The organism is Aestuariivita sp., from assembly GCF_049276915.1.
Lineage (GTDB): Bacteria > Pseudomonadota > Alphaproteobacteria > Rhodobacterales > Rhodobacteraceae > Aestuariivita.
Genome location: NZ_JBASXK010000128.1, coordinates 22,042 through 47,574, shown reverse-complemented (window position 1 = coordinate 47,574; position 25,533 = coordinate 22,042). Strand labels below are relative to the sequence as shown.

The 25,533-nt window shown below is 60.0% G+C and carries 25 protein-coding genes and 1 tRNA gene; 11 read left to right on the top strand and 15 right to left on the bottom strand.

Annotated elements, in window-relative coordinates; translation table 11 throughout:
• The 3 genes from WAO69_RS13875 to WAO69_RS13865 all read left to right on the top strand — a co-directional run.
• On the top strand, nucleotides 1-468 hold a 468-nt coding region (locus WAO69_RS13875), incomplete at its 5' end, for a response regulator (protein WP_422180130.1).
• Entirely contained in the window at nucleotides 465-812 is a 348-nt protein-coding gene (locus tag WAO69_RS13870; protein ID WP_422180128.1) for an Hpt domain-containing protein, read from the top strand. The genes WAO69_RS13875 and WAO69_RS13870, both read left to right, overlap by 4 nt.
• Nucleotides 805-1,839 carry an adenylate/guanylate cyclase domain-containing protein gene (locus WAO69_RS13865; RefSeq protein ID WP_422180126.1) on the top strand — a complete coding sequence of 345 codons (1,035 nt, stop codon included), beginning with the start codon at nucleotides 805-807 and terminating at the stop codon, nucleotides 1,837-1,839. The genes WAO69_RS13870 and WAO69_RS13865 overlap by 8 nt, the downstream gene beginning before the upstream one ends.
• A 121-nt stretch (nucleotides 1,840-1,960) precedes the next feature.
• Here WAO69_RS13865 and WAO69_RS13860 read toward each other — a convergent pair whose 3' ends face one another.
• From WAO69_RS13860 to WAO69_RS13825, 8 genes are all read right to left on the bottom strand, one after another.
• Nucleotides 1,961-3,097: a serine hydrolase domain-containing protein gene (locus WAO69_RS13860; RefSeq protein WP_422180124.1), complete on the bottom strand. Its 1,137-nt coding sequence runs from the start codon at nucleotides 3,095-3,097 to the stop codon at nucleotides 1,961-1,963.
• Nucleotides 3,094-5,187, bottom strand: a complete 2,094-nt coding sequence (locus WAO69_RS13855; protein WP_422180122.1) for an acetate--CoA ligase family protein — start codon at nucleotides 5,185-5,187, stop codon at nucleotides 3,094-3,096. The genes WAO69_RS13860 and WAO69_RS13855 overlap by 4 nt, the downstream gene beginning before the upstream one ends.
• Nucleotides 5,184-6,338: an acyl-CoA dehydrogenase family protein gene (locus WAO69_RS13850; RefSeq protein WP_422180120.1), complete on the bottom strand. Its 1,155-nt coding sequence runs from the start codon at nucleotides 6,336-6,338 to the stop codon at nucleotides 5,184-5,186. Before WAO69_RS13850 ends, WAO69_RS13855 begins: the two co-directional genes overlap by 4 nt.
• A gap of 17 nt (nucleotides 6,339-6,355) precedes the next feature.
• A complete protein-coding gene (locus WAO69_RS13845; RefSeq protein WP_422180118.1) occupies nucleotides 6,356-7,153 on the bottom strand; it encodes an ABC transporter permease in 798 nt (265 codons plus the stop codon).
• Complete coding sequence (locus WAO69_RS13840; protein ID WP_422180116.1) at nucleotides 7,150-7,998, bottom strand: ABC transporter permease; 849 nt, start codon at nucleotides 7,996-7,998, stop codon at nucleotides 7,150-7,152. Before WAO69_RS13840 ends, WAO69_RS13845 begins: the two co-directional genes overlap by 4 nt.
• 61 nt (nucleotides 7,999-8,059) lie before the next feature.
• The gene (locus WAO69_RS13835) at nucleotides 8,060-9,166 is read right to left on the bottom strand and encodes an extracellular solute-binding protein (protein ID WP_422180114.1); all 1,107 of its coding nucleotides are present in this window, start codon (nucleotides 9,164-9,166) and stop codon (nucleotides 8,060-8,062) included.
• 80 nt (nucleotides 9,167-9,246) lie between these two features.
• Nucleotides 9,247-10,248 (bottom strand): ABC transporter ATP-binding protein, encoded by a 1,002-nt coding sequence (locus tag WAO69_RS13830; RefSeq protein ID WP_422180112.1) that lies wholly within the window; start codon nucleotides 10,246-10,248, stop codon nucleotides 9,247-9,249.
• Entirely contained in the window at nucleotides 10,241-11,131 is an 891-nt protein-coding gene (locus tag WAO69_RS13825) for a 3-keto-5-aminohexanoate cleavage protein (protein ID WP_422180110.1), read from the bottom strand. Before WAO69_RS13825 ends, WAO69_RS13830 begins: the two co-directional genes overlap by 8 nt.
• A 146-nt stretch (nucleotides 11,132-11,277) precedes the next feature.
• Between WAO69_RS13825 and WAO69_RS13820 the strand changes: the two genes are divergently transcribed.
• Nucleotides 11,278-12,324, top strand: a complete 1,047-nt coding sequence (locus WAO69_RS13820) for a GlxA family transcriptional regulator (RefSeq protein ID WP_422180108.1) — start codon at nucleotides 11,278-11,280, stop codon at nucleotides 12,322-12,324.
• Here WAO69_RS13820 and WAO69_RS13815 read toward each other — a convergent pair.
• From WAO69_RS13815 to WAO69_RS13795, 5 genes are read right to left on the bottom strand one after another with little or no spacing between them, the layout of a single operon-like run.
• On the bottom strand, nucleotides 12,306-13,253 hold the full coding sequence (locus WAO69_RS13815) for a 3-hydroxyacyl-CoA dehydrogenase NAD-binding domain-containing protein (RefSeq protein WP_422180106.1): 948 nt from the start codon (nucleotides 13,251-13,253) through the stop codon (nucleotides 12,306-12,308). The genes WAO69_RS13820 and WAO69_RS13815 overlap by 19 nt on opposite strands.
• A complete protein-coding gene (locus WAO69_RS13810; protein WP_422180104.1) occupies nucleotides 13,253-14,056 on the bottom strand; it encodes a carnitinyl-CoA dehydratase in 804 nt (267 codons plus the stop codon). The genes WAO69_RS13815 and WAO69_RS13810 overlap by 1 nt, the downstream gene beginning before the upstream one ends.
• A 4-nt stretch (nucleotides 14,057-14,060) precedes the next feature.
• A complete protein-coding gene (locus WAO69_RS13805) occupies nucleotides 14,061-15,101 on the bottom strand; it encodes an LLM class flavin-dependent oxidoreductase (protein WP_422180102.1) in 1,041 nt (346 codons plus the stop codon).
• 25 nt (nucleotides 15,102-15,126) lie between these two features.
• Nucleotides 15,127-16,209, bottom strand: coding sequence for an aromatic ring-hydroxylating oxygenase subunit alpha (locus WAO69_RS13800; protein WP_422180100.1), 1,083 nt, complete (start codon nucleotides 16,207-16,209; stop codon nucleotides 15,127-15,129).
• A gap of 56 nt (nucleotides 16,210-16,265) precedes the next feature.
• Nucleotides 16,266-17,747 (bottom strand): aldehyde dehydrogenase, encoded by a 1,482-nt coding sequence (locus WAO69_RS13795; protein WP_422180098.1) that lies wholly within the window; start codon nucleotides 17,745-17,747, stop codon nucleotides 16,266-16,268.
• A 140-nt stretch (nucleotides 17,748-17,887) separates the two neighbouring features.
• Between WAO69_RS13795 and WAO69_RS13790 the strand changes: the two genes are divergently transcribed.
• The 7 genes from WAO69_RS13790 (at nucleotide 17,888) to WAO69_RS13760 (ending at nucleotide 23,776) form a co-directional block, all read left to right on the top strand.
• Complete coding sequence (locus tag WAO69_RS13790; protein ID WP_422180096.1) at nucleotides 17,888-18,292, top strand: RidA family protein; 405 nt, start codon at nucleotides 17,888-17,890, stop codon at nucleotides 18,290-18,292.
• Nucleotides 18,289-19,089 (top strand): alpha/beta fold hydrolase, encoded by an 801-nt coding sequence (locus tag WAO69_RS13785; protein ID WP_422180094.1) that lies wholly within the window; start codon nucleotides 18,289-18,291, stop codon nucleotides 19,087-19,089. Before WAO69_RS13790 ends, WAO69_RS13785 begins: the two co-directional genes overlap by 4 nt.
• The gene (locus WAO69_RS13780; protein WP_422180092.1) at nucleotides 19,086-20,027 is read left to right on the top strand and encodes a flavin reductase family protein; all 942 of its coding nucleotides are present in this window, start codon (nucleotides 19,086-19,088) and stop codon (nucleotides 20,025-20,027) included. The genes WAO69_RS13785 and WAO69_RS13780 overlap by 4 nt, the downstream gene beginning before the upstream one ends.
• Nucleotides 20,028-20,040: 13 nt before the next feature.
• Nucleotides 20,041-20,643: an amino acid synthesis family protein gene (locus WAO69_RS13775; RefSeq protein ID WP_422180090.1), complete on the top strand. Its 603-nt coding sequence runs from the start codon at nucleotides 20,041-20,043 to the stop codon at nucleotides 20,641-20,643.
• A gap of 248 nt (nucleotides 20,644-20,891) precedes the next feature.
• Complete coding sequence (locus WAO69_RS13770; protein WP_422180088.1) at nucleotides 20,892-21,989, top strand: tyrosine-type recombinase/integrase; 1,098 nt, start codon at nucleotides 20,892-20,894, stop codon at nucleotides 21,987-21,989.
• A gap of 260 nt (nucleotides 21,990-22,249) precedes the next feature.
• The gene (locus WAO69_RS13765) at nucleotides 22,250-22,975 is read left to right on the top strand and encodes a metallophosphoesterase family protein (protein WP_422180086.1); all 726 of its coding nucleotides are present in this window, start codon (nucleotides 22,250-22,252) and stop codon (nucleotides 22,973-22,975) included.
• 132 nt (nucleotides 22,976-23,107) lie between these two features.
• Nucleotides 23,108-23,776, top strand: a complete 669-nt coding sequence (locus tag WAO69_RS13760; protein ID WP_422180084.1) for a sugar transferase — start codon at nucleotides 23,108-23,110, stop codon at nucleotides 23,774-23,776.
• Nucleotides 23,777-23,856: 80 nt separating this feature from the next.
• Here the strand turns inward: WAO69_RS13760 and WAO69_RS13755 are convergent.
• Nucleotides 23,857-23,932 (bottom strand) — tRNA-Thr (locus WAO69_RS13755).
• A gap of 58 nt (nucleotides 23,933-23,990) precedes the next feature.
• Entirely contained in the window at nucleotides 23,991-25,520 is a 1,530-nt protein-coding gene (locus tag WAO69_RS13750; protein ID WP_422180082.1) for a heme biosynthesis protein HemY, read from the bottom strand.
• Nucleotides 25,521-25,533 lie beyond the last annotated feature (13 nt).

Genomic DNA, 25,533 nt, shown 5'->3' with positions numbered 1-25,533 from the left:
GTCTTTGATCTAACAGATACGCGACGGCCCGCCGAACCCGCAGCAGCCGCTGCACAGAGCGATACCGACATGGCAAAACAGCATCCGCTGCGCATCCTGCTGGCAGAGGACAACCTGGTGAACCAGAAACTGGCTTTGCGTCTGCTCGAGCAGATGGGCTATCGTGCTGATCTGGCCAGCAACGGGTTGGAGGCGCTGGAAAGCGTCGCGCGCCAGACTTATGACGTGGTGCTGATGGACGTTCAGATGCCTGAAATGGACGGGCTGGAAGCATCGCGCCGCATCACCAGGGACACCGCAGCAGGTGCGCGGCCCTACATCATCGCCATGACGGCCAACGCCATGCAAGGCGACCGTGAGATGTGCCTTGAGGCGGGTATGGACGACTATATCGCCAAACCCATCCGGGTCCCGAAACTGATCGAGGCGCTCAGACAAGTGCCAATCCGCACAAGGAACACAGAATGACACAAGATGCGATTGATCAGACTGTCTTTGATGACCTCAAGGATGCAGCGGGTGCCGAGTTCGTGGTGGAACTGGTCGCGACCTTTCTGGACGAAGCCCCAGGCATGATCGCCGACCTGCGCGCGGCTTTGGAAACAGCGGATACCGACGGGTTTCGCCGTGCCGCGCATTCGCTCAAGTCCAATGCGAACGTGTTCGGCGCACATGCTCTGGCCGAGCCTGCCAGAGATCTGGAGCTGACGTCAGACGCCAGGGCCACGCCCGAGGTTCTGGCCCTGTTGGACCAGGTGGATAGCGAGTTTTCCCGCGCAGCCGCAGCCCTTGCGAGCCTGCAGAATGACTGAACAAGCCGCACATGTGCTGATCGTTGACGACAACAGGGTCAATCGCCTGCTCATGACACGCAGCGTCGAGCTTTTGGGCTATAGGGCCACGGTGGCCGAAAACGGCCGCTCGGCGATGGAGATGTTGCGCGAACGCCCGTTCGATCTGATGCTGCTGGACATTGAAATGCCCGAGATGGACGGGTTCGAGGTGTTGGAAGCCATCAAGCAGGACCCCTCCCTGCACGGTCTGCCGGTCATCGTCACCTCCTCCGTCGAGGGCGTGAACAACATCGTGCGCTGCATTGATCTGGGGGCCGAGGATTATCTGCCCAAACCGGTCAATCCCGTTCTTCTCAAGGCGCGCCTGTCCTCGAGTCTTGAAAAGAAGCGGCTGCGAGACGAGCAAAAGACCCTGCTGAAACGATTTGCCACCAGCGAGGTTGTACAGGATCTGCAGGAATCCGGCTTCAAACTGGGCGGGCGGCGGGTGCACGCCACCATCCTCTTTTGTGACATTCGCGGCTTCACGGCCATTTCCGAACGCCAGTCGCCCGAAGACACGATCGAACTGCTCAACATGTACTATACATTGATGTTCGATGCGATTGAGTACCGCAAAGGGATCGTCACGCTGATGATTGGCGACGGGCTGATGGTGCTGTTCGGAGCCCCGCAACCTCTGGAGAACCCGGCCGCAAGTGCAGTGGCCGCCGCACAGGACATGCTGGCGATCATCCAGCAATTCAACCAGGAACAAGCGGCGGCTCAGAGACCCGAAATCCGACTGGGCATAGGCATTGCAACAGGCGAAGTCGTGGCCGGCTACGCAGGGACCCAGCAGCGGGCGACCTATACCTGCATCGGCGACAAGGTGAACCTCGCATCCCGGCTTGAAAGCCACACCAAACAGGTGTCCCACCCGATCCTGATCGACGAGGCCACACATGCCGCTGTCTGCGACAACCATGCATGCGATCTGATTGGCCCGGTAGAGTTCGACGGCTTTTCCAATCCGGTCCCGGTCTTCGCCGTACAGACATCCTGAAGTTACCGGTCGCGGGGGCTGTATCAGCCAAATCATCAAGGGGCCGGATGCCGGGGTTTTCCGAACCTCATCGGCCGCCAGCGTGGCTTTGCGCTGCTCATGGCCCGTCGTTGAAGAACCTTCATCGGTCACAGACCTGTCGCAAGACGTCTGCAACCATACCCATATAGTCGTCGTCATACCCGGCCGCGTTTTCCAGGACACTGAGAAACGCGCAGGACGTGCCGGAATGCGTATCAACCATCAGGAACTGCCCACCGTATCCGGCATGTCCGACAAACCGACCATCTGTCATCAGGTGGTTTGAATACTTCAGCCAGTCTTTTGGCGGCGTCAGCCTGAGCGCATCGCGCAACAGGCTGTGCGCCATGAACGAGGCGTTGGCAAAGGGCTTTCCGGATATGTCCTGCCCACGGCGCGCGAACAGCAAACCAAATCGCGCAAGGTCTCGTGCGCTCAGACACCCTCCTCCGGAAAAGGCAAGATACCCGTCGGGGCTGAGGCTGATGTGAAACGCCCCCTCATATCCGGCGGCATCCGCGATGTCCTCGACAAGCCGCGCCAATGGTTTGGGAGAGACCGTCGCCGCGATGCGGGTCAGGACATCCGTGTTGGCGGACTTGTACAGCGCATGTTCACGCCGCGCATTCGGCGAGAAACCCGTGATCGCGTTGGTGAAATCCACCAGCGAGGTTTCAGCCAGATCATCGGCTGGCAAGCGCCATCCCAAGGCAATCTCCTCGGTATAGCAGTCAGACTCCGGGTCGCTGTAGTCTTCGGAGAAATCGTTGCTCACAGCCATATCCAGAAGCGATTGAACCGTCGCATCGGCATAGCCCGTTCCGATGTCTGGAAGATAGTCGGCCACTTTGGCATCCAGAAAAACCAGACCCTGTTCCAGAAGCTGCCCGATGATCAGATGAATATGCAGCTTTGAGACGGATTGGATGGAATGAGGGGAAGTCACTGCAAAATCATCAGCGGCTCCTTCCATCAGGATCCGGTCGCCCCGAACACAACAGATTGCCGAGAAGGCCGGATGGGCCAGCAACTCACGCAGGCCCGGAGGCGGATCGGACAGCCCCTGTGATGCCGGCTCCAACATCAAGACATTGCGCGACCTGACCATCATCGTGCGCCGAAACAGCCGGTGCGCGTTGTGAAACCCATGTCGTCGATGCGCCGGTTGGTTCCAGCGTTGCTTGTTGTCCGCGCCAACGGTCAGATCGGGATTGGAAATGATGCGTGAGCCGGTCATCGAGCAGCCCTGCGGTGAAGCAATGCATCTACGGCGCATAAACGGTCGCAATAGACAAACAGCGGGTTGATCTCGATCTCGGCCATGATCGAGCGCTCGTGCAGGTAGGCCTCGCACAGGTCATGTATCCGACCCGCTATCGCGAACACATCCGCCTTTGGGCGACCCCGATATCCATCAAGCAACCGCGTGACCCGCAGGCTTTGCAGGGCGCGCGCAATATCATCCGGGGTTGCGGGCAAAAGCAGCGTCACCGCATCACCCACCAACTCGACCAGAACACCGCCGCTACCCAGAACCAGCGCCACTCCAAACTGGGGATCACCGCGCAAGGTGACGATCAGTTCCACCAGAGGCGGCGGCGACATTGCCTCAACCAGAAACCGGTCTGTGACCGCGTGCGGATTGTGATCAGCCACGTCCGCTTTCATTCGCGCGGCCGCTTCACTCACGGCTTTGGGGCTGTCCAGATTGAGAGCGACAGCGCCCGCTTCGGACTTGTGGGCCAAAAGCGGGCTCATCATCTTGAGCGCGACCGGAAAACCAATTTCGGTCGCCGCCTCTACCAACTGTCCGGCAGCCACCACCCTGCCCTCTGGAACGCCAACGCCCTTGCCTGACAGCCAGAGTTTGCCGGCATCTTCCGTCAACATCTCAAGCGCACCTGCCGGCTCTGCCGAAAGCAACCCGACCGAGCCAGCAAAGGCGCTGCGTGCGCGCATCTGCGCCCAATGCGCAGCCTGCCCGATGGCATTCAATGTCTCGTGTATACCCTGCATCGGAGCCACCCCTTCAGAGATCAGGAACTGACGGGTTTCTACGTCCATGTTTTCCGGCAAAGTCGCACAGATCGCAGCGGGCAGACCCTGTTCCCGGGCCGCGCGTCCAAAGGCCGCCGCATCCTGTTGGTAATACACCTTGGAAGCATCCAGCCCCGCAGCGGGATAATCCTGAACAAGGACCGTGCTATCCGCACCAACCGCTTCCATGGCCTTTGCAAAGACCGGATATGTCCGTTCCCCTTGCCCCCAGATCGGGGTGGTATAGTCCAACGGGTTCGACACGGTCGCAATCTCTGGCAACAGCGCCGTCAACGCAGGTTCCTGCGCCGGATCGACAGCGGGAAACTCCAGCCCGATCTTTTCAGCGTAATCCGCCAGCATCGTGGCCCCCCCGCCCGAGCAGGTGAACCCCGCCACACGCACGCCCTTGGGCGCACCGACCACGCACAGAAACTTGAGTGTTTCCAGCAACTGGGAGGGGTTGGTCACGCTGATGACACCTGTGCGCGCAAACAGCGCCTCGTAAAGCTCGCTCGAGCCGGACAATGATCCGGTATGGCTGACGGTCAATGCCGACCCAATTTGTGAACTTCCGGTCTTGAGCGCCACGACGGGTACGCCATTGGACAAGGCCTTTGACGCTGCACGTTCAAAGCGCGCAATATCCTGCAACCCTTCGATATGCAGGCCAATGGCGCGCACGGCGGGATCATCTGCAAAGACATCCAGAAAATCCTCCAGCCCCAGCACCGCCTGATTGCCCGCCGACACCATATAGGCCAGCGGCAGGGAGCGTTGACTCATGGTGATGTCCGAGGAAAACATGCCCGACTGCGTGATGATCGCGGCACCATAGCCGGGCGACCAGCCGCCATGTTCAAACGACCACAAGGCGGCATTGTCGATATAGTTGATAAGCCCGTAACAATTGGGACCGATCAGCGCCATATTTCCCGTGGCCTCGATCAGCGCCTGTTCGGCCACCGCATCGCCCGTTTCCTTGAAGCCCGCCGAAAAACACACCACGCCACCCGCACCCATCTGTGCAAGACTGCCCAAGGCCTCGACCACACCCGCCGCCGGAATGGCAAGATAGACCGCATCGGGTGCCTCAGGCAGGTCGTCGATTGACGCGATACAGGGCAAGCCAGCCAGATCCGCCCGCTTGGGATTCACCGCCCACATCTGCCCCTGGAACCCACGCCTGCGCGCTTCGTTGATCGCAATTGTGGCGTCGCGCCCGCCGACAAAGGCTATGTGACGCGGCTTCAGCAGCCGTTGGAAATTGGCGCGCCGTTCAGGGGTCATGCACCCAGCGGCCGCAAGATGGAACGTGTGATGATGTGGCGCTGGATTTCAGAGGTTCCATCCCATATCCGCTCAAGCCGACTGTCGCGCCAGAAGCGTTGGATGGGCATTTCCTCCATCAATCCCATGCCGCCAAAGATCTGCACGGCATCATCGGCGATCTTGTTCAGCATCTCCGAGCAAAAGACCTTGATCATCGCGGCATCGGCATCGCTCATCACGCCCTGCTCGGCACGGGCGACCGCGTCATTCACCATCAGATCGGCTGCGCGCAGATTGATCGCCCCATCCGCCAGACGGAACCCCGTGGCCTGAAACGTTCCGATGGGTTTGCCGAACTGCTTGCGCGTTGCGGCCCAATCGGTCGCCAACTCAAGAATACGCTCCGCCTTGCCGCAACAGGTGGCCCCGACCCATATGCGCCCCATTCCCAGCCATTTGCCGGATAGCTCCAACCCGCGACCCTCTTCACCCAGCACCTGTTCAGGTCCAAGACGCACATTGTCGAAATGCAGTTCAAACGTCTTGTAGCCGCGATAACTGACGCATTTCGTGCCTTCGCGGCAGTCAAAACCCGGCATGCCCACATCGACCAGAAAGGCCGTGATCCTCTTGCGCGGCCCGCGTGGCGTGTCGTCTTCCCCGGTGGCCGCAAAAACGATGGCGAAATCGGGCATGCAGGGGCCCGAGATAAAATGCTTGGAACCATTCAGGATCCAGTCATCGCCGTCACGGCGCGCGTTGGTCTTCATGCCCATCACATCCGACCCCGCACCCGGTTCGGTCAGGGCAAAGAGCTCGCGCTTTTCACCGCGCACGGCGGGCAACAGATACCGCTCGCGCTGCTCGGCGTCACAGGCCATCAGAAGTTCGGTCGGCCGCGCCGCCCAGCTTTGCAACGCGTGGCTGGTGCGCCCGTATTCCCGCTCGATCAGCGCCATCTGCGAGATGCCCAAGCCGCCGCCACCAACCTCTTCCGGCAGGTTGCAGGCGTAAAGGCCCAGCTCTTGAGACCTTGCCTCAATCGCCCGACCGATCTCTTCGGGCACATATCCCAGACTGTCTACCTCTTCCTCATGGGGGAACATCTCTTCCTCGACAAAGCGACGCACCGTGCTCACCAGAAGATCGGTCTCAACGTTGGTTTCCATGTTCATCTGAACCTCACTCAGGATGCTTCGGTCTTTGCGTTTCTGCGCGACTGGATCGCGAAAATCACAAAGGCGATAAGGGTAATGGCGATCAGCACCACGGCCGCAGCGGCCACGGTCGGATCGGTATTTTCGCGGATGCCGTTCCACATGCGACGCGGAAGGGTGTAGACGCTGAATTTCGAGATAAAGAGCGTCACGACGATCTCGTCCCAGCTGAGAATAAAGGCAAAAAGCGCCCCGGCAAATACCCCCGGCTTGATCGAGGGCAGGATCACCCGGCGCATGGTTGTCCAGTTCGACGCCCCAAGGTTTTTCGACGCCTGTTCCAGCTTGGGATCAAAGGTGGCAAGTGACGCGCTGACAGTGATCAACACCATGGGCGCCGCAAGTATGGTATGGGCAAGGATCAGCCCCGCATAGCTGTCCAGCAGGCCCAGCGGTATCCAGAGGCGATAGAACGCCATCGCCGAAATGATTTGGGGAATGATCAGCGGCAGCAACAAGAAAGCCCGTACCAATTCACTGTATTTCGACGACACGCGCCACAGGCCAATGGCGCAAAGCGTGCCCAGGATCGTCGCCAGTGCCGAGGTGGAAACGGCGATGACGGCACTTTGGAAAAAGCTCGACAGCCACTCCTCACTGGTGAAAAGCTTCTGGAAATGACGCAGGGACAATTCACCCGAGGGCATCGACAGGAACCGTTTGGGCGTGAGCGAGACGGGAATCGCGATCAAGGCGGGCGTCACCAGGAACAACAGCAAGACCCAGGCACCCACCCGGTTGAAGGCCGAGAAAAGCCCGATCTTCATCGCGCTGCCCCCCCAAAGACCGTGCTGAGTTTCATGAACCGCGACATGATCCAGAGCATCGCCAGCACGCCGAACAGCATGCATGCGGCCAGCATCGCGGCTGTTCCCCATTTCAGCGTGACCAGCAACTGGACCGAGATATACTCTGCCACCATCAACACCTTGCCCCCGCCAAGCACGGCAGGTGTGACATAAAACCCAAGGCTGAGGATGAACACCAGCAAGGTCGAGGCCACGATCCCCGGCATGGTCAGTGGCAGATAAATCCGCCAGAAGGTCTGGGTGGACGTTGCGCCCAGATTGCGCGAGGCATCCATGACCCGTTTGTCCAATGCCTGCATCGACACCAGAAGCGGCAGCACCGCATAGGGGATCATGTAGTGGATCATGCCGATAAGCACGCCCAGTTCATTGCGCATGAAAGCAATCGGTTCGGCAATCAGCCCGATGTCCTCAAGCGCGACATTGACCAACCCCTTGCGCCCCAGCAGCATCAACCAGGAAAAGGTGCGAACAAGGATGGATATCCAGAAGGACACCAGCAACAGCGTCAGCATATAGTTCTTCTGGCGCTGGTGGCAGTGCACCATGGCATAAGCAATTGAATAGCCCAGTGTCACGCTGAACACCGTGGTGATGATGCAGATCCGCACCGTCGTCCAGAGAATGCGCACCAGCGCATCGCTTTCGACCAGCCTGGCGTAATTGCCAAAACCCGGTTCAGGGTCGGTCACGCTGAGCCACAGGATGTTCAGGATTGGCCCCAGATAAAGCCCAATCACCATGATCAACAAGGGTGCGATGATCAGCCAACCGGGATGGATATGCTTGCGCAGCGTTTGCATCTGAATTCCGTTTGAAAAAGACCGCCCGACAAGGATGTGCCGGGCGGCCAGTCAGGAAAAGTTAGCTGATCGCTTCAAGGAATGCGTTTACCGCATCACCACCGTTTTCACCCCACCAGGTCGGATCGTTGTAGACGATCTTGTCGATGTTCATCGCCGAGGTGATGGCATAGGGCTGCTGATCTTCGGGGATCTGGCTGAATGCCTCGGGGTTGGACGGCGTCATGCCCAGACAGTCCAGCAGCGCCAGTTGCGCAGGTATTTCCTGAGCGGTTGCGATGAACTCCATCACTGCAGCTCCGGCCGGATTTCCCTTGGGCACGATATAGGCACCCGGCATCGCCATGGCCTGATTGTTCACCAGCTTGTAACGCCCGTCCGTGTCATTCTCGATATTGCGGCCCCGGTTCTGCCAGATCATGCCCATCGAGACTTCGCCATTCACACACATCGAATGCGCCTCGGAGCCTGACCCCCAGTAGAGGCTGTCGTCCTTGATGGATTTGATCTTGGCCAGCGCACGGTCCATGTCCAGCGGATAGAGCGCATCACCCGCCACACCGTCCGCCATCAAGGCTGCCTCAAGCGAGCCATTGGCCCATTTGTAGAGTGAGCGCATGCCGGGGAACTTTGCCGTGTCAAAGAAATCCGCCCAGTTTTGTGGAGGATTATCGCCATAGGCTTCGGTGTCATACACAAAGGCATAGCCATACAGAATGACCGATACGCCATATTCCAGCGCATAGCCGGGCAGTGTCTTGTCCTTTGAGACAATGGAATAATCAATCGGCTCAAGATGTCCGGTCGGCCCAAGCGAGACCGCGTTGAACAGGTCCGCGTCTGCGACGTCCGCGGTGACATTGCCGCTTTCCACCATCTCTTTGATCTTGCCCTCAAGCGGACCGGATGTGTCAAATCTCAAGCCCTTGCCGGTCTTGGCGGTGAAGGCCTCACCAATGGCCGAGCCGTGGCATTCCTCGGACTGCCCGCCCCAGTTCCACATCACGACGTGATCTGCGGCGGCTTTTGCGTCACCGGCCATCACGGCACTCAACGCGACCCCGGACGCACCGCAAAGTGCGAGGAATGTCCGGCGATCCATGCGCCCTTCCTTGTAGGCATGCGCACTCTCGGTGAGCATTTCCTTCATGAACTGTTTATCTTGCATTTAGTCCTCCTATTGGTTGGCCGAAGGTCTTCCGGCTGGTTTTACGGGGGCACCTTTGCGGCGCTCTGTTTTGAATTCTGCTACGTGTCCTTCAATTCGACCGCCGCCGCATCCTGCCAAAGCAGATCAACGGCGGCCCCTTCGCTCAACGCCTCCTTGTTGCGCCAAACGTCGATATCGACTTCGATCTCGTCGCCGAGTGTGGTGTCGACGATGATCCGCTGCATGGACCCGAAGTAGGTGATCGAGCGGATGGTGCCGCTGGTGCGCGCGTCGGCAGCACCCTGCCCGGCCCGCAGGTCAATCTTTTCGGGACGCAATGCATAGGTCTTGCCGCCCTGCGTGATGAAATTGGATTTACCCAGAAAGCTGGCCGCAAATTTCGTCGCAGGGCGTTCATACAGCTCTTCCGGCGTGCCGACCTGCTCGATTGCGCCATCGCGCATGATCACGATGCGATCCGACATCGACAGCGCCTCTTCCTGGTCGTGGGTGACATAGATGAAGGTCGTGCCAACCCTGCGGTGGATGTCCTTGAGCTGTTCCTGCACCTCGACCCGCAGTTTCTTGTCAAGCGCGCCAAGCGGCTCATCCAGCAGCAACACGGGCGGCGCGAAACACAAGGCGCGCGCCAGCGCGACGCGTTGCTGTTGACCGCCCGACAATTGCGCGGGTTTGCGCTCTGCAAAATCCTGCAACTGCACCAGCTCCAGCATCTCGTCGACACGGGCCCTGATCTCGGCCTCAGGCTTTTTGCGCACGCTCAGCGCATAACCGATATTGTCGCGAACGGTCATATGCGGGAACAGCGCATAGCCTTGAAACACCATGCCAAAGTTTCGTTTCTCGGCCGGCACATCAGCAATCGAACTGCCGTCCAGCGCAATGTCACCCTGGGTAATGTCCAGAAATCCCGCGATCATCATCAGCAATGTCGTCTTGCCCGACCCGGACGGGCCAAGCAGGGTCAGAAACTCGCCCTTCCGGATGTCCAGATTGACGCTGTCCACAGCCCGAAACGTCCCGAACATCTTGGTCACGTCACGGATTTGCAGGCTGCCTGTAACGGTGGGATCAGCCATCCGCGCCCCGCAGCTTCAGCTTGTTGCGCGCCTCTTGCGGCGTCACGATCCGCGCGCCCATCCGTTCGATGATTTCACGCGCACGGGTGACAAGCTGCCCGTTGGTCGCCAGCACACCGCGATCCAGATAGATGTTATCCTCAAGGCCGACCCGCACATTGCCACCAAGGGCAACCGCCGCTGCCATCATCGGCATCTGGCCCCGGCTGATGCCGAAACTGGCCCAGCTTGCCCCGTCGGGCAATTGCGCTTTCATCGCGGCCATCGTCTCGACCGTCTGATCAGCGCCCCAGGGAATCCCCAGGCACAGCTGGAACATGGGCGGCGCGTTGATCAGCCCCTCGGCCACCATTGCCTTGGCAAAGCGGATATGGCCCAGATCAAAGACCTCCAACTCCGGCTTTACGCCCCATTCCTGCACCAGGGCCGCCATGCGCCGCAGCGCGGGCGGGGTCGAGATATAGATCATGTCGGTGTCGGAAAAATTCAGCGTTCCGCAATCAAGCGAGCAGATCTCAGGCATGCACTCCTTGACATGGGCAAGCCGTTCCTCGGGGCCGATCATATCCGTACCGGGACCGGGCATCGCGGGGTTTTCGGGGTCAGATATCCAATCGCCACCCATCCCAGCGGTGATGTTGATTACCACATCGGTGTCGCTGTCGCGGATGCGATCAACGATTTCCTTGAACAGTTTGGGATCGCGCGAGCCCTGCCCCGTTTCAGGATTACGCGCATGAATGTGCACGATCGAAGCACCTGCCTTTGCGGCCTCAATCGCGGCATCGGCGATTTCCTTCGGGGTCACCGGCACATGCGGACTCTTGCCGGTCGTGTCACCGGCCCCCGTGACTGCGCAGGTCAATACGACGTCATAGTTCATTTCGGCGCGCTCCCCGTTTTCTTTCAGCTTGGCGCGGAGAGGGGAAAGATTCTTGTCGATTATCCGCCATATATTTGGCTATGATGGCGAAAAATCGCACTCAGGTCAGGAGGTCCGGGCCTTTGGAAATTGATGTTTCTCCCAAAATGGCGCGGGCACAGATCCATGCGGTGTTCATTGTTGTTCCAAGGTTCAACATCACCACTCTGATCACCATGATCGAAGCGATGCGAATCGCGAATTATCTCGCGACGACACCGATGTTCTCGTGGGAAATTGCGTCTTTTGATGGTTCCAGAATCAACGCAAGCAACGGGATGACAGCCACTGTGGACCTGGCCGATGATACCTTGCAGGCCGCCGATTTTGTCTTTGTCCTCGGCAGTTGGGGGACCGAGCATTATTCCAACAAGACCCTCATCACATGGCTTCGCAAACGGGCCCGGTCCGGGTCGCGTATCTGCGGGGTCGAGCTGGGCTGCTATATCGTTGCAAGGGCTGGCCTTCTGGACGCCAAGCCCGCGACAATCCACTGGTCCTGGCTGAACGGCTTTCGCGAGACCTTCGACCGTGTCGATGTGCGCGAGGGCTTGTTCACACTGGACAGAAAAGTGATGACCTGCGCCGGCGGCCTGGCAGGCGTGGATCTGATGTTACGTCTGATAGAAGAGCTTCACGGCAGCAGCTTCTCCGGAGAGATCGCCGATCAGATGCTGCACCACCCGATCCGCCAGGCCACCTCCCCGCAACGTAACACGATGGGGCGCAGCACCGAGACGATGCTGCCGCTTGTGCGCGAGGCGATGACGTTGATTGAACAAAACATCGAGGAACCGCTGACCGTCCCCGAGATCGCGCGCATGCTGGACGTGTCTCAGCGCCAGTTGGAACGCCAGTTCAAAAAGCATGTGGGCTGCACCGTGGTGCAGTTCGGATTGCTCAGAAGATTGCAGAATGCGCGTCTGTTGCTGATCTCGACACAGCTCAGCATTCGCCAGATCGCAACGGCGTCGGGATTCAACACCCTGTCGCACTTTGCCTATTCCTTTGGTCGGTTCTTTGGTCGCCGCCCCTCGGATTACCGCGAGGCATGGCCCGCGAACGAGCCTGCGCCAAGCTGGCCGGGCTCGCTCTCGGACTTCCTCAACACGCTCAATGGCGCGCAAGCGAAGGATCAGGTGGACCGCACCTGACGCAATGCATTCAGCACAGCCACGATTTCACGGTCACGTTGGGCGGCCATATCCTCAAAGTGGCGATCACCTGCAATCGCATTGCACCCATCCACCATACGGTCGCGCAACTCTTTGGTCAGCTCCGGTGCCTCCAGACGGGTCCAGGGCAGTTTCAGAGCAGGACCGAACTGATCCAGGTTGGTCGCCATGCCGCCCGCACCGCAGGCGACGTGAAAGGCCATGCACTGACCCTGGCTGACCAGCCGTGGTGCAGGGCCATTCATCAGCGCGATGTCGATGTCTTCGGGTGTCGCCTCGCCATTCGCCACCATGTGCAGGGCCTCGCGCCACAGTGCCTCTTGCAGACGGGTGGCGACGAAACCGGGTATTTCCTTCTTCATCATCAGCGGTGCCTTGCCCGCAATCTTGTAGAATGCACCCGCCCAGGCCACGGCTTCGGGCGCAGTCTTCTTGCCGCCCACGATCTCGACCAGAGGCAACAGGTAGGGCGGGTTGAAGGGATGACCGATGACCGTCCGTTCCGGCGTCGGGCAATCGGCTTGAATGTCGCTCATCATCAGGCCCGAGGTGGATGATCCGATCACAACCGAAGGCGGCAGGATTTCACCCATCCGGCGGTAAAGCGCCTGTTTGATCTCCAGCCGCTCTGGCCCGCTTTCCTGAACGAACTCGGCCCCTTCCAGCGCCTCTTCCAGATCGGTCACAATACGCAACCGCTCCAGGGACGCACCCGGGGCCAGACCCAGATCGGTCAGGCTGCGCCACGCCGTATTGAGGATCGACATGAAGGCATCCCTCTCGGCTGCATCATGCAGATAAGCCGTGACATCATACCCGCGTGCCAGAAAATGCGCGCTCCAACCGCCGCCAATGGGGCCGGCGCCCAGACTTGTTACGCGCGTAACCGACTGTGGATCAGGATACATCATTCACCTTTGAACTTGGGTTCGCGTTTCTCGACAAAGGCGGCAACGCCTTCCTTGGCATCATCCGATTTCAGCATCTTGCGATAGATCGGCATCGGATCGGTGCGCATCTTGTGAAAGGCCTGTTCCAGCGGCACGCATTCAATCTCGCGCTGCACTTCCTTGACCGATTGCATCGCCAAGGGTGCCGACCACGCGATCGACGCCGCCCATTCCCGCGCGGCGTCCATCAGCTGTTCCTTGGGAACAACCTTGTTGACCAGGCCATAATGCGCAGCCTCCGTGGCTGTCATGCGCCGGCCCAGCAGAAACATCTCCATCGCGATGTTATGCGGGATGCGGCGCGGAAGGCGTTGCAAGGCACCCGCATCGGGCACGATCCCCAAGGGCATTTCCGGCAGCCCGAACTCCACATGATCGGCCGCGATCAGCAGATCACAGGCCATCGCCATCTCGAACCCGCCCCCGATGGCCAGCCCGTTGATGGCCGCGATGACCGGTTTGTTCAGCGCCCAGTTTTCCGTCAACCCGGTAAAGCCACCAAAGCCATAGTCATCGCTCTCCCACCAGTTATCCAGCTGCATCTCGCCATCATTGAGCGCCTTCAGATCCCACCCGGCCGAGAATATCTTGTCACCGCCACCCGTCAGAATGGCGCAACGCAGGTCCTTGTCTTCGTGCAATTCCTGAAACGCGGCGGCCAGCGCCTGAGACGTGGGCACGTCAATGGCATTCACCTTGCCCCGCTCCAGAGTGACCTCAAGCACATGGCCCTCGCGCTGCGTTCTTACCCCGTCTGACATCGGCTTATCCTTCTTTGAACTCAGGCATGACCTCGGTGCAGAACTGCCGCAAGGATCGCTGTTGCGCTTCATGGCTCAGGCCCATCGAGGCGTAATAGATGAACTCGTTCACCCCCAGCGCCTGATACCGCTTCAGCTTCTGGATCACCGTGTCAGGCGAGCCGAACATCAGATTTTCTTCCAGCATTGCGGGGTCGTATTGCTCACGCCCTGCCAGTTCATCCAACGGAATCGAGGCCGGGAACCCATTGACCACATCGCCCGAGTTGCGAAACAGGTTCTCGAACTGGCTCAGCAACCTGCGGATGGCATCCAACGCCTCCTGACGGTCGGCGTCATTGTCATAAATGCAGGCATGACGCATCAGCGCAAAGCGCGGAACCCAGCCGTTGTCAGCCTTCACGATCGCTTCATCCAACTGCTGCTTGTACAGTTCGGCTTCGGCAAAGGGCCGGGTCAGCGGCCAGCAGTTCACATTGCACCGCTCGCGCATGGCATAGTCATAGGTAATGGGCGAGCGGGCCGAAACCCAGACAGGCACCTCGGGCTGCACCGGCTTGGGCACCGAGGTCGCGGTCGGGAACTGCCAAAACTCGCCATCATGGGCATAATCCCCGCCCCACAGCGCGCGCACGGCAGGCAGCATTTCCTGCATGTAACGCCATGCGTCCGACTGTTTAAGCCCCGGCTTCATCCGGTCGAATTCACGCTGGTATGCGCCCGATCCAATGCCGAACTCCAGCCGTCCGCCGCTGATCAGATCGACAAAGGCGGCTTCGCCGGCAAGGTTGATCGGATGCCAATAGGCCGCGGTCGCCACCGCCGTTCCAAGCCGGATATTGCTGGTCTCTTTGCTCCACCAGGTCAGCAGCTGGAACGGGTTCGGTGCAATCGTCATCTCAAGCGCGTGGTGTTCAGCGGACCAGACGATGTCAAAGCCGCCCTCTTCGGCGATCTGCACCATTTCCAGCGTGTGGCGGGCCACATCCTTCATTTCATAGCTGTCGTCGATCCGCTCCATGTTCACGGCCAGTTGGAATTTCATTTGGGGGTCCTTTCGCGTCTCGTCATCAGAGAATTTCGATCATTTGGGTGGCATACCACCGGGCAAAGCTGGCCACATTGGGCTCCAGAAGCGGCTGGAAGCGGCCCTGCCGCGCGTCCGGATGTGAAAGACCCCGGTGCTGGGTCTCCAGCGCGGGGATATCTTCGCCCAAGGCGGCATCAAGACGGCTGTGATAGGCAGCGACTTTCGTGTCCGCCCCATCCGTCGCAAGCGTTTCAGGCGGGAAACAGGCGGTCTGCACGACCTTGCAGCGGTTCGGCCCCAACGGATAGGCCTCGTACACCCAAAGCGCATCGGTGCCCGCCGCAAAGGTCATGTTGGGAAAGACCCAGGTATAGCGCACGCCGGTCCCCGCGCGGCCCGTCAGGCCGGGCATCGACGGCAGCGCCATGTTCTGTTCGTCCTGCAGCAACCCGCCCGTCCCTTCAGTGGCACCGAATTGCGTGGCATAGCTGCCTGTCACGTCTTCGGGTGCATTAGGGGCTGCATAGACATCGCCGATGCTGTCGGGGTGCACAAAGGGCAGATGATAGTATTCGTTGAACACCTCCAGAAAGGCTTTCCAGTTGCAGGCGACCTCGATCTCGCTGCGGCGCGTGCTGACCAGGGTGTCCAGCGGCCAGGGGCTATGGATTTCGGCAAAATCGCCCAGGATCTTGTCCAGCTCTGGCGCGTCCGGGTTCAAGCAAATGAACACGAAGCCCAGCCGCTCGGCGACGCGATAGGAGATCAGGCCATTCTCGGCCTTGTCGAACCCCTCGGCCTGATCCATCTGCGGTGCCGCCACCAGCGACCCGTCCAGACGATAGGCCCAGGCATGAAACGGGCATTTTATGCCCCGGCAATTGCCCGTCCCCTCCATCAGGCGCATGGCGCGGTGACGGCAGCTGTTGGCAAAGGCTTGCACCTGCGCATCCTTGTCGCGCACCAGGATGATGGATTGCCCTGCCACGTCCAGCGCGGTGAAATCCCCCACCTCTTTCACCTGATCGGCACGACCAACACCAAACCAGCCGCCTCTGAAAATGTGATCCCTCTCGGCCTGCGTGACGGTCTCATCCACATAGCAGGCAGGCGGCAGGGACACGGCCCTTTCAACCGCGCAGATCGACCCTTGCAAAGCAGATTTCAGAACGTCCGGTGTCATCGCATCACAAAGGGGTTCGAGATCGGCTCGTCCGAGGTGTTCATCCAGACGGTCTTGGGCCGGGTATAATCATAGATCGCCTGAAACCCGCTTTCGCGGCCATAGCCCGACCCTTTGACGCCGCCGAATTCAGCAATGGGCGAGACGACACGATAGGTATTCACCCAGACAATTCCGGCCTGCACCGCATTTGCCATCCGCAGCGAGCGCGCCGAATTTTGCGTGAAGATCCCCGCCGCAAGCCCGTGTTCTGAATCGTTCGCCAATTCCAGAACCTCTTCTTCTGTCCTGAAACGCTGCACCGACAAGACAGGCCCGAACAATTCAGTGTCCACGATGCGCAGATCCTGACGCGGGCATTCAATGATTGTGGGCTCATAAAACAGGCCCGCCATCCCCTCGGGCTGCTTGCCACCGACCAGCACCTTGCCGCCTTGTTCCTGCGCATGGGCCACCTCGCGCTGGATATGCTCCAACTGCCCGGTGGTGCACAGCGGACCCATCTGGGTCTCGTCCGCCAGCGGATCACCGATCACGATCTGGCGCGCCAGCGCCGTCATTTTCTCAAGAAATTCATCGGCAATATCTTCATGCAGATAAAGCCGCGAGCCCGCGACACAGCTTTGGCCCGTCGCCCCGAAAATCCCCGCAATCGAGGCATTCACCGCGCTTTCGATATTCGCGTCATCAAACACGATGAAGGGAGATTTTCCGCCCAGTTCCAGTGAGACTTCGGCAAAGTTGCGCTTGACGTTCTCCAACACATGCCGCGCCGCATTCGGCCCCCCCGTGAAGGACACCCGCGCCACCTTTGGATGCCCGGTCAGCGCCCGCCCGCAAGGTTCGCCGTGGCCCGTGACGATATTCACAACACCCGGCGGAATCCCGGCCTGTTCGACCAGTTTTCCAAACTCCAGCATCGCCGCGCTGGCGTGCTCCGAGGCTTTGAGAACCACGGTATTGCCCGCAGCCAAGGCAGGCCCAAGCTTCACCGCAACAAGGAACAACTGCGAATTCCACGGCACAACGGCCGCGACCACGCCCAAAGGCTCGCGCTTGGTAAAAACGAACATATCGGGCTTGTCGATAGGCAGGGTCTCGCCGCTGACCTTATCCGCGCACCCGGCGAAAAAGTGGAAGAACTCCGCGATGTATTTGGCCTGCCACCGGGTTTCCTTGAGCATCTTGCCCGTGTCGATCGACTCTGTCCGGCCCAGTCCCTCTGACTGCTCGGCAAGCAGATCGCCCAGCTTGCGCAGACATTTGCCCCGTTCTGTCGGCGTGAGTTTCGACCATGGCCCCTTGGTAAAGGCATGATGCGCGGCCTCGACCGCGCGGTTCACATCGGCTTCCGTCGCTTCGGGCACCCGGCTCCAGATGTCACCGGTGCTTGGGTTCACACTGTCAAACGTGCCGCCATCGGATGCATCGACCCAATCACCATTGATCAACATTTGATAGTTCTTGATGTCGCCCATCTCAGAAGTCCTCCGTTGCTTGATTCCCATACAAGGCCGGTTTCACAATCGGCGTTCTGGAAAAAACGACACACACCGTCGAAAAATCCAGAACGCCCATTTTGAGATCGGGGCACGATGTCGAAAAAGGGAGCCGCGAAATGGTAGACAAAAAGCAAGTCATCGGTGGGCCGCTGGAAATTGGCGGACGGGTTCTGTCCCTGTCGCGGGCCATCCGTGCGGGTGATTTTGTCTTTCTCACGGGACAAATCCCCATGCGTGATGGCGTGCCAATGACCGATGGCACCATCCAGCAGCAAACCCGCGCCGTGCTGGATGACATCACAGCAACGCTGTCCGAGGCGGGCTGCACCCGCGATGACGTGGTCAAGGCCATGGTCTGGCTGCGCGAGCGCGCGGATTTTGGCGGCTTCAACGAAGTCTACGGAGAGTATTTCCCGGTTGAGCCACCAACGCGATCGGCCATTGTCAGCGATCTGCTGGTGGACGCGCGGGTCGAGGTCGAGGTTGTCGCCTATCGCCCGCTGGAGACGGGCGCACGATGAGCACGGCGCCTGACGGCACGCAGTATGAACTGACCGGCCCCGCGCATGCTCCGGTTGTCGTCCTGATCCACGGCCTTGGCCTGAACCGGGACTGCTGGCAGTGGACCTCCCCTGCTCTCATCGACGCCTACCGCGTTCTGGCTTACGATCTTTACGGTCATGGCCAGTCTGTTGCGCCGCCCGCGACCCCCAGCCTGTCGCTGTTCTCCAGACAATTGGCGGGTTTGCTGGACCACTGTGGCATCGATCGCGCCGTGATCGCCGGATTCTCTCTGGGTGGGATGATCGCGCGCCGCTTTGCGCAGGATGATCCTGACCGCGCGCAGGCGCTGATCATTCTTCATTCCCCGCACAAACGAACGGAAGCCGCGCAGGACGCAATCCTCAAACGCGTGGAACAGGCCCGCGAACTGGGCCCCGACTCCACCGTTGAAGCCGCGCTTGAACGGTGGTTCACCAATGACTTCCGCGCGGCCAATCCAAAGATGATGCAGACCGTCCGGGGCTGGGTGACGGCCAACCAAAAGCCGATCTACCACACGATCTATCGTGTTCTGGCCACCGGCATCGACGAAATCGTGGCCCCCGACCCGGCGATCTCTTGCCCGGCGCTGGTCATCACGGGCGATGAAGACTACGGCAATGGCCCCGAAATGACCCATGCCATTGCCGCCGAGATTCCGGGTGCCCAGACCGTGATCTTGACAGGGCTGCGGCACATGGCCTTGGCCGAAGCGCCCGATGCGGTGAACAGGCCGATCCGGGAATTCCTAGACGCGTCGAGCCTGTCCCCATGAGCACGCACCCGGACACCAAACCTGCCCTGCGCAATGCCTTCGGCACTTTCGCCACGGGCGTTACGGTCGTGACAACGCGCCAGGCAGACGGGACGCCACGTGGATTTACCGCCAACTCCTTTACCTCTGTGTCGCTGGACCCGCCGCTGTTGTTGATCTGCATCGCCAAATCGGCCCATTCCTGCGATGCATTCGCACAGGCTGACCATTTCGCCGTCAACATTCTGGCAGATGACCAAAAGGACATCTCGGGCCTGTTTGCATCACAATCAGCCGAGAAATTCGACCTCGCCCAGTGGGGCGTCGATGCGCAGGATGTGCCGCTGATCGACGGGTGTCTGTCCAGCTTCAGTTGCGCGCGCCACGAGGTGGTCGATGCAGGCGACCACCTGATCCTGATCGGCCGCGTGCTGGAATTTCAAACCTCCGAGAAAGCGCCGCTTGGCTACTTCAAAGGTGCCTATTTCGACATCGGGTTGGAAGCAGATCTGACCAGGGCCGCAGCCTCGGTTGCGGGCATATCACTTGGGGCTGTGTTGACATGCGACACCCGTGTCCTGCTGCACGAACTCAGCTCAGGCGGCATCGGTATCCCCATCGCGCCAAGCCGGACCAATTCCGTTGACGGGCTGTCTGACTATTTGACCGGGCTTGGCCTGACCCCTGCGCTGGATCATCTCTACGCGGTGTACCAGAACACCCGGAACGGTTCTCAGCGCATCATCTATCATGGAACAGTCGCCGGTGATGCGCCCGACGGGATGCGCTATTTTGATCTGACCGACCTGCCCCTTGAGCAAGTCATCGACGAGGCAGAACGCGCGATGCTGCGCCGGTACATTCAGGAAAACCAGTACGGAGCCTTTGGCATCTATCACGGAACCGAGGTCGAAGGGGTGGTTCATGCCGTCACCGGACACCGCAGCTATCATATCTGACAGGAGAAACCCCATGCTTCCCGAGTTGCGAAAACTAGTGACCTTTGACGAGGACATTCATACGGAAGGCGGCCGTGCCTCTGACCCTGTCCTGCGTATGATCGGGGTGGCGGCTGTGGTGGCAAACCCCTGGGCCGGTCGCGGATTTGTCGAAGACTTGTCCCCCGAGATCACCCGCATGGCGCCTATTCTGGGCTCACTGCTGACCGACCGGCTGATTGCGCTGGCAGGCTCAGGCGACGCCATCGAGGCCTATGGCAAGGCCTGCATCGCCGGCACCAGCTGCGAGGTCGAACATGCCTCGGCCCTGATCCACACCCTGCATTTCGGCAACTTCTATCGCGAGGCCGTCGGTGCCAAAAGCTACCTTGGCTTTACCAACACCCGTGGCCCGGCGAACACCCAGATCCAGATACCCCTGATGGACAAGCACGATACGGGGCGCCGCTCGCATTATCTGACGGTTCAGTTCTCGATCTATGACGCGCCTGCGGTTGACGAATTGGTCGTGGCCTTGGGTGCGGCCACACGTGGGCGCCCGCATCACCGGATCGGGGATCGGTATTCCGATCTCGCAGCCATCGGGCGTGACGTGGAAAATCCAGCCGGCGTGTAGGGTCTGGCGTGTGGCGCGGGAACACTGGATCCCAAGCCCGCGCCGCCACATCATAACGGGTTCCAACCCGCGCCGAGGTGGCCCTGCGCGCATCCGGCGGATGCCCACGCGGGCAAAAGCGAGGTTTCAGACCAAAATGCCGACGGCGCTTACTGCGGTCCGAATGGACATGAAGCGTCCCGCACTGCACCCATTACCTATGTCCAATACGTTTGCATTATCGGACGTAAAAAGATATGCTCTACGCCATGCCAGAAAACAACGAGAAATCGAGCTCATCCGCGCCAAACGGGTCTTCGGTCAACGAGGACAACGAGAGAGACACCGTGCCCAGTGAGGCTCTCACACTGCCTTCCTCTGTGGCCGGCTCCGGCACGCTCGACCGACTGGTCGATACCGCCCGCGACTATGCCCGCGCTGCAGCGTCGGACAACACGCTGCGGGCCTATGCGAAGGACTGGGCGCATTTCACCCGCTGGTGTCGCATGTCAGGCACCGAGCCCCTGCCCCCCGCGCCCGAGCTGATCGGCCTCTACCTTGCAGACCTGGCCGCCCCCCGAGGCACCGCGCGGCCCCTCTCGGTCTCAAGCATCGAGCGGCGCCTGTCGGGCCTTGCTTGGCACGCCCAGCAGCGCGGTTTTGTTCTGGATCGCAAGGATCGCCACATCGCCACGGTTCTCGCGGGAATCCGGCGCAAACACGCCCGCCCGCCCGTCCAGAAAGAGGCGATCCTGGCCGAGGACATCATCGCCATGATCACCACCCTGCCCTTCGATCTGCGCGGCCTCAGGGATCGCGCGATCCTGCTGCTGGGCTATGCCGGCGGCCTGCGCCGCTCGGAGATCGTGAGCCTTGACGTGGGCAAGGACGACACGCTCGACAGCGGCGGCTGGATCACCCTGCTGGAGGACGGAGCACTGCTGACCCTGCGCGGCAAGACCGGCTGGCGCGAGGTCGAAATCGGACGCGGCTCGACCGACCAGACCTGCCCGGTTCATGCCCTGGAACAATGGCTGCACTTTGCCAAAGTCAGCTTTGGGCCCGTGTTCGTGCGCACCTCGCGCGACGGCAAACGAGCACTTGAAGCGCGGCTCTCGGACAAGCATGTCGCCCGTCTGATCAAGAGCTGCGTGCTGGACGCCGGCCTGCGCGCCGATCTTCCCGAAGCCGAGCGCGTCGCCCTTTTCTCGGGCCACTCCCTGCGCGCGGGTCTGGCCAGTTCTGCCGAGGTCGATGAGCGCTACATCCAGAAACAGCTTGGCCACAGCTCGGCGGAAATGACCCGCCGCTATCAACGCCGTCGGGACCGCTTCCGCGTGAACCTCACCAAGGCGGCCGGGTTGTAGCAACGTCCGAGCAAGAAGTTCACAGCTGTAAACTTTTCATGCAGCGTCCTTTCGCATGAGCGCCATGATCATGGGTCCGCAGGAGAACTCACCGCGGACCACCTTGCCGGACAAAGATCGCTGGTAACCGCCGGGTGAGCGGATGGCCGCTCCTTACCGAGCAGACCAAAGATGCGCGTTAAATTACCCGACGGACAATAACAGCGTTTGTGCGAAATTGCGGTGCCCTTGCAACAGTTTCTGGGCTATCAGAATCAAGTATGATTCGATCATGGTTAACCAGAAAAAAGCGCCCCAATGCGCAGTTTGACCCCGTCGCGCCCGAGACACCAATTCTGGCGGTCGGGGATATACACGGCCGCGCGGATCTCGTGGAAAGACTTCTGCGCACTGCCCCTGATGTACCGATGATCTTCGTGGGCGATTACATAGATCGCGGTGAACACAGTGCTGACGTTCTGCGCCTTCTTCATGAAAGGCCAGACATCACCTGCCTATCCGGCAATCACGAAGAGATGATGATGGCGTTCATATCGAACCCTCAGGACTCAGGACCCAGATGGCTGCGCTTTGGCGGGCTTCAGACCCTCGCCAGCTTTGGAGTAGCCGGTGTTTCCGAGTCAACGACCGGCAAGGCCCTGACCCGGGCACGAAATGATCTGGTGGATGCGATGGGCCAGGACCTTCTTGCATGGATGAACCGCATGCCAATGTATTGGCGCTCCGGGAATGTCTGCATCGTGCATGCCGGCGCAGACCCTTCCTTGCCACCAGAAGAACAGTCGGCGCGGCATCTTCACTGGGGTCATCCCGATTTCAAGAAGACGCCGCGAAGCGATGGCTTGTGGGTGGTGCATGGCCACACGATCGTCGATGAGGCCCATGAGGAACAGGGCAGGATCGCAATCGACACAGGTGCCTATGCAACAGGCCGGCTCACTTCCGCGCTGATCGGAAACGGCCATTTCGAGTTCGAATTGGTCTGATCCTGCCCGGCCGGGCGCAACAGACAGTGCTTGGATCAGTTTAGTTCCGTTCGTTTACGGACTGTTAACTGAAAAGATGGTTAAAGCCAGGTTACCGAACATGTGGGTGGGATCACATGACGGAGCCTGCCCATGGCGCATCTCGAGTTTACGACAGCGCAACCTGACGTCCAACGTCGCGCGATCCACCTGTTCTATGAAAGACGCGGAAAACGGATGGTTGACCTGTGCCTTGCCGTCCTTCTGCTTCCGGTTCTGGCACCGATCATTGCGCTTTTGTGGATCATCACACGCTGCGATGGCCAACCGGGGCTGTTCGCCCACACCAGGATCGGGCGGAACGGTACCCCTTTTCGATGCTGGAAGATCCGCACGATGGTCGCAGATGCAGAAGCGCACCTGGCGCGGCACATCGCCAACAATCCACAGGCAGCGCATGAGTGGAGCCGGGCGCACAAGCTGACAGATGACCCACGCGTGACACGGCTTGGTCGTATCCTGAGACGCACCAGTCTGGATGAACTCCCTCAGATATGGAACGTCCTGTGCGGAGACATGTCGCTGGTCGGCCCCCGCCCGGTGACCGAATGCGAACTCAGCCGCTATGGTGCGCACCGCTCGATCTATCTCAACCTGCGCCCCGGCGTGACGGGTCTCTGGCAGATCAAGGGACGCAGCAATGGCTGTTATGAAGAGCGTTTGGGCATGGACCGATCCTATGCCGCCACGCTGGGGCTCTATTCAGACGCAGCACTGATCCTGAAAACCGCGCTGGTCCCCTTCAGGCCCACAGGGCGCTAGACATATGCATGGTGCACGTGAAGAGGAAACCATGAACCAAACCAGCCTCAAGTGACCTGAGGCGGTAAGCCAACAAAAGGTGGTGCCGCTGAAGGGACTCGAACCCCCGACCCCATCATTACGAATGACGTGCTCTACCATCTGAGCTACAGCGGCCTCGACCATCCTTGGTTCGCGCGGCGATTTAGCATCGGGATGCGTGAACCGGAAGAGGCTATTTCTTGTCGTCCGTCAAAACCTCAGCAACGGGAGTCGTCACCTCTTCCACTGCCGGTGCGGCTGTGTCGGTTTCTGCGCTGGCTTCGGTGATCTCTGGCTCGTCGATGATCTCGGCCTCGGGGATGTCTTCGAGCTTTGATTTGTCCTCGAGACTGCCGACAATCAGCGGCAACATCTGAAAACCGGTGGCACTTGAGACTTCCGCCGTGGCCGGGGCGCGCCAGCTGAGTGTGTCGAAGCTGTTGCAGTTTTCGCAAATCGGAGTCCAGTCCGAATGCACAGTCTGGCAGTTGTCACAGACCCATTGCGGGCCGCGTGGTGCGTTCAGGGCGCGCGCCAGCCAGCCTTTGACAACGGCGTCTTCGGCTCCTTCGCCGCGCTCGATGGCGGCCATGATCGTCAGAGCGCGCGCATCGCCAAGCCTGTCTACCAGATCACCCAGGCTCCGGCGTGCTTCGGGGAAGTCCTCCGCAGCAAGGTTCAGTTCAGCCAGCACCAATCGTGTTTCCGGGTGGTCGGGCTTGATCCGGGTCAGGGCAACAAAGCGCTTGATACGCTCTTTCGGGGTTTCGTCGGGAACGATCTCGGCAAAGGCCGAGGCGAGTTCTGGATGCGGATGCACCTCCCAGGCTTTCTTCAGCACGCGCACCGCCAGTTTCGGCTTGCCCTTTTCGATATAGGACCGCGCTGCCATGACCGCTGCCGGGATCAGATCAGGCGACATGCGGTTTGCTTCGATGGCCGCCTCACGGGCTTCGATCGAGCTGTCTTCAGCCAGCACGTCGCGGGCTTCCGACAGCGCCAGAACCGCGTCGCGACGTCTGTGCACATCGCGCGGCAGGCTGCCATGTTTGAGTTTGGCGCTAAGTGTCCGGCGCGCACCAGCCCAATCATGCGCCTGCGCCTGAAGGGTCAACAGAACGTCCTGTGTCTCTTCATGTTTGGGTTTGAGCTCAAAGGCCTTCTCGGCCAGCTTGCGGGCGGTTTCCATGTCACCTTCCGACAGCCGCTGTTTCATGATTCCACGCACACCGACAAAGCGGGTCGCGTCGCTGGCGATCAGTTTCTTGTATGTCTCTTCGGCTTTCTTGCGGTCACCGGACAGCTCGGCGGCCTGCGCGGTCAGCAGGTTGGTCAGCTCTGGATTTTGCAAGTATTTCTCGGCCTTGGCGGCCTTGGCCAGCGCCACCCGCCCTTCGCCGGATGCCAGCGCCATCATGCCTTCGGACAGCGCCTGAAAGCCTTTCCGCTCGCGGTTGCGATTGAAGTACCGCGAAATCGCGGTTTCATCGCCGTTCAGGAAACGCCATACCGCCACAAGAAGCGACAACAGTTTCAGAAACAGCCAGACGACGACCAGCAAGACTATGCCTGCAATCACCGATTGAAGCGGGCCCAGCGTGATTTCCCAACCCGCCATGGTCAGTTGCACACCGCCTTCGGACTCCAGCAGGTATTCCGCGCCAAGGGTCAGTGCCCCGACAGCGACGACAAAGAAAAGGATCTTGAACAGAGACCAGAGCATCAGGGGTGATCCT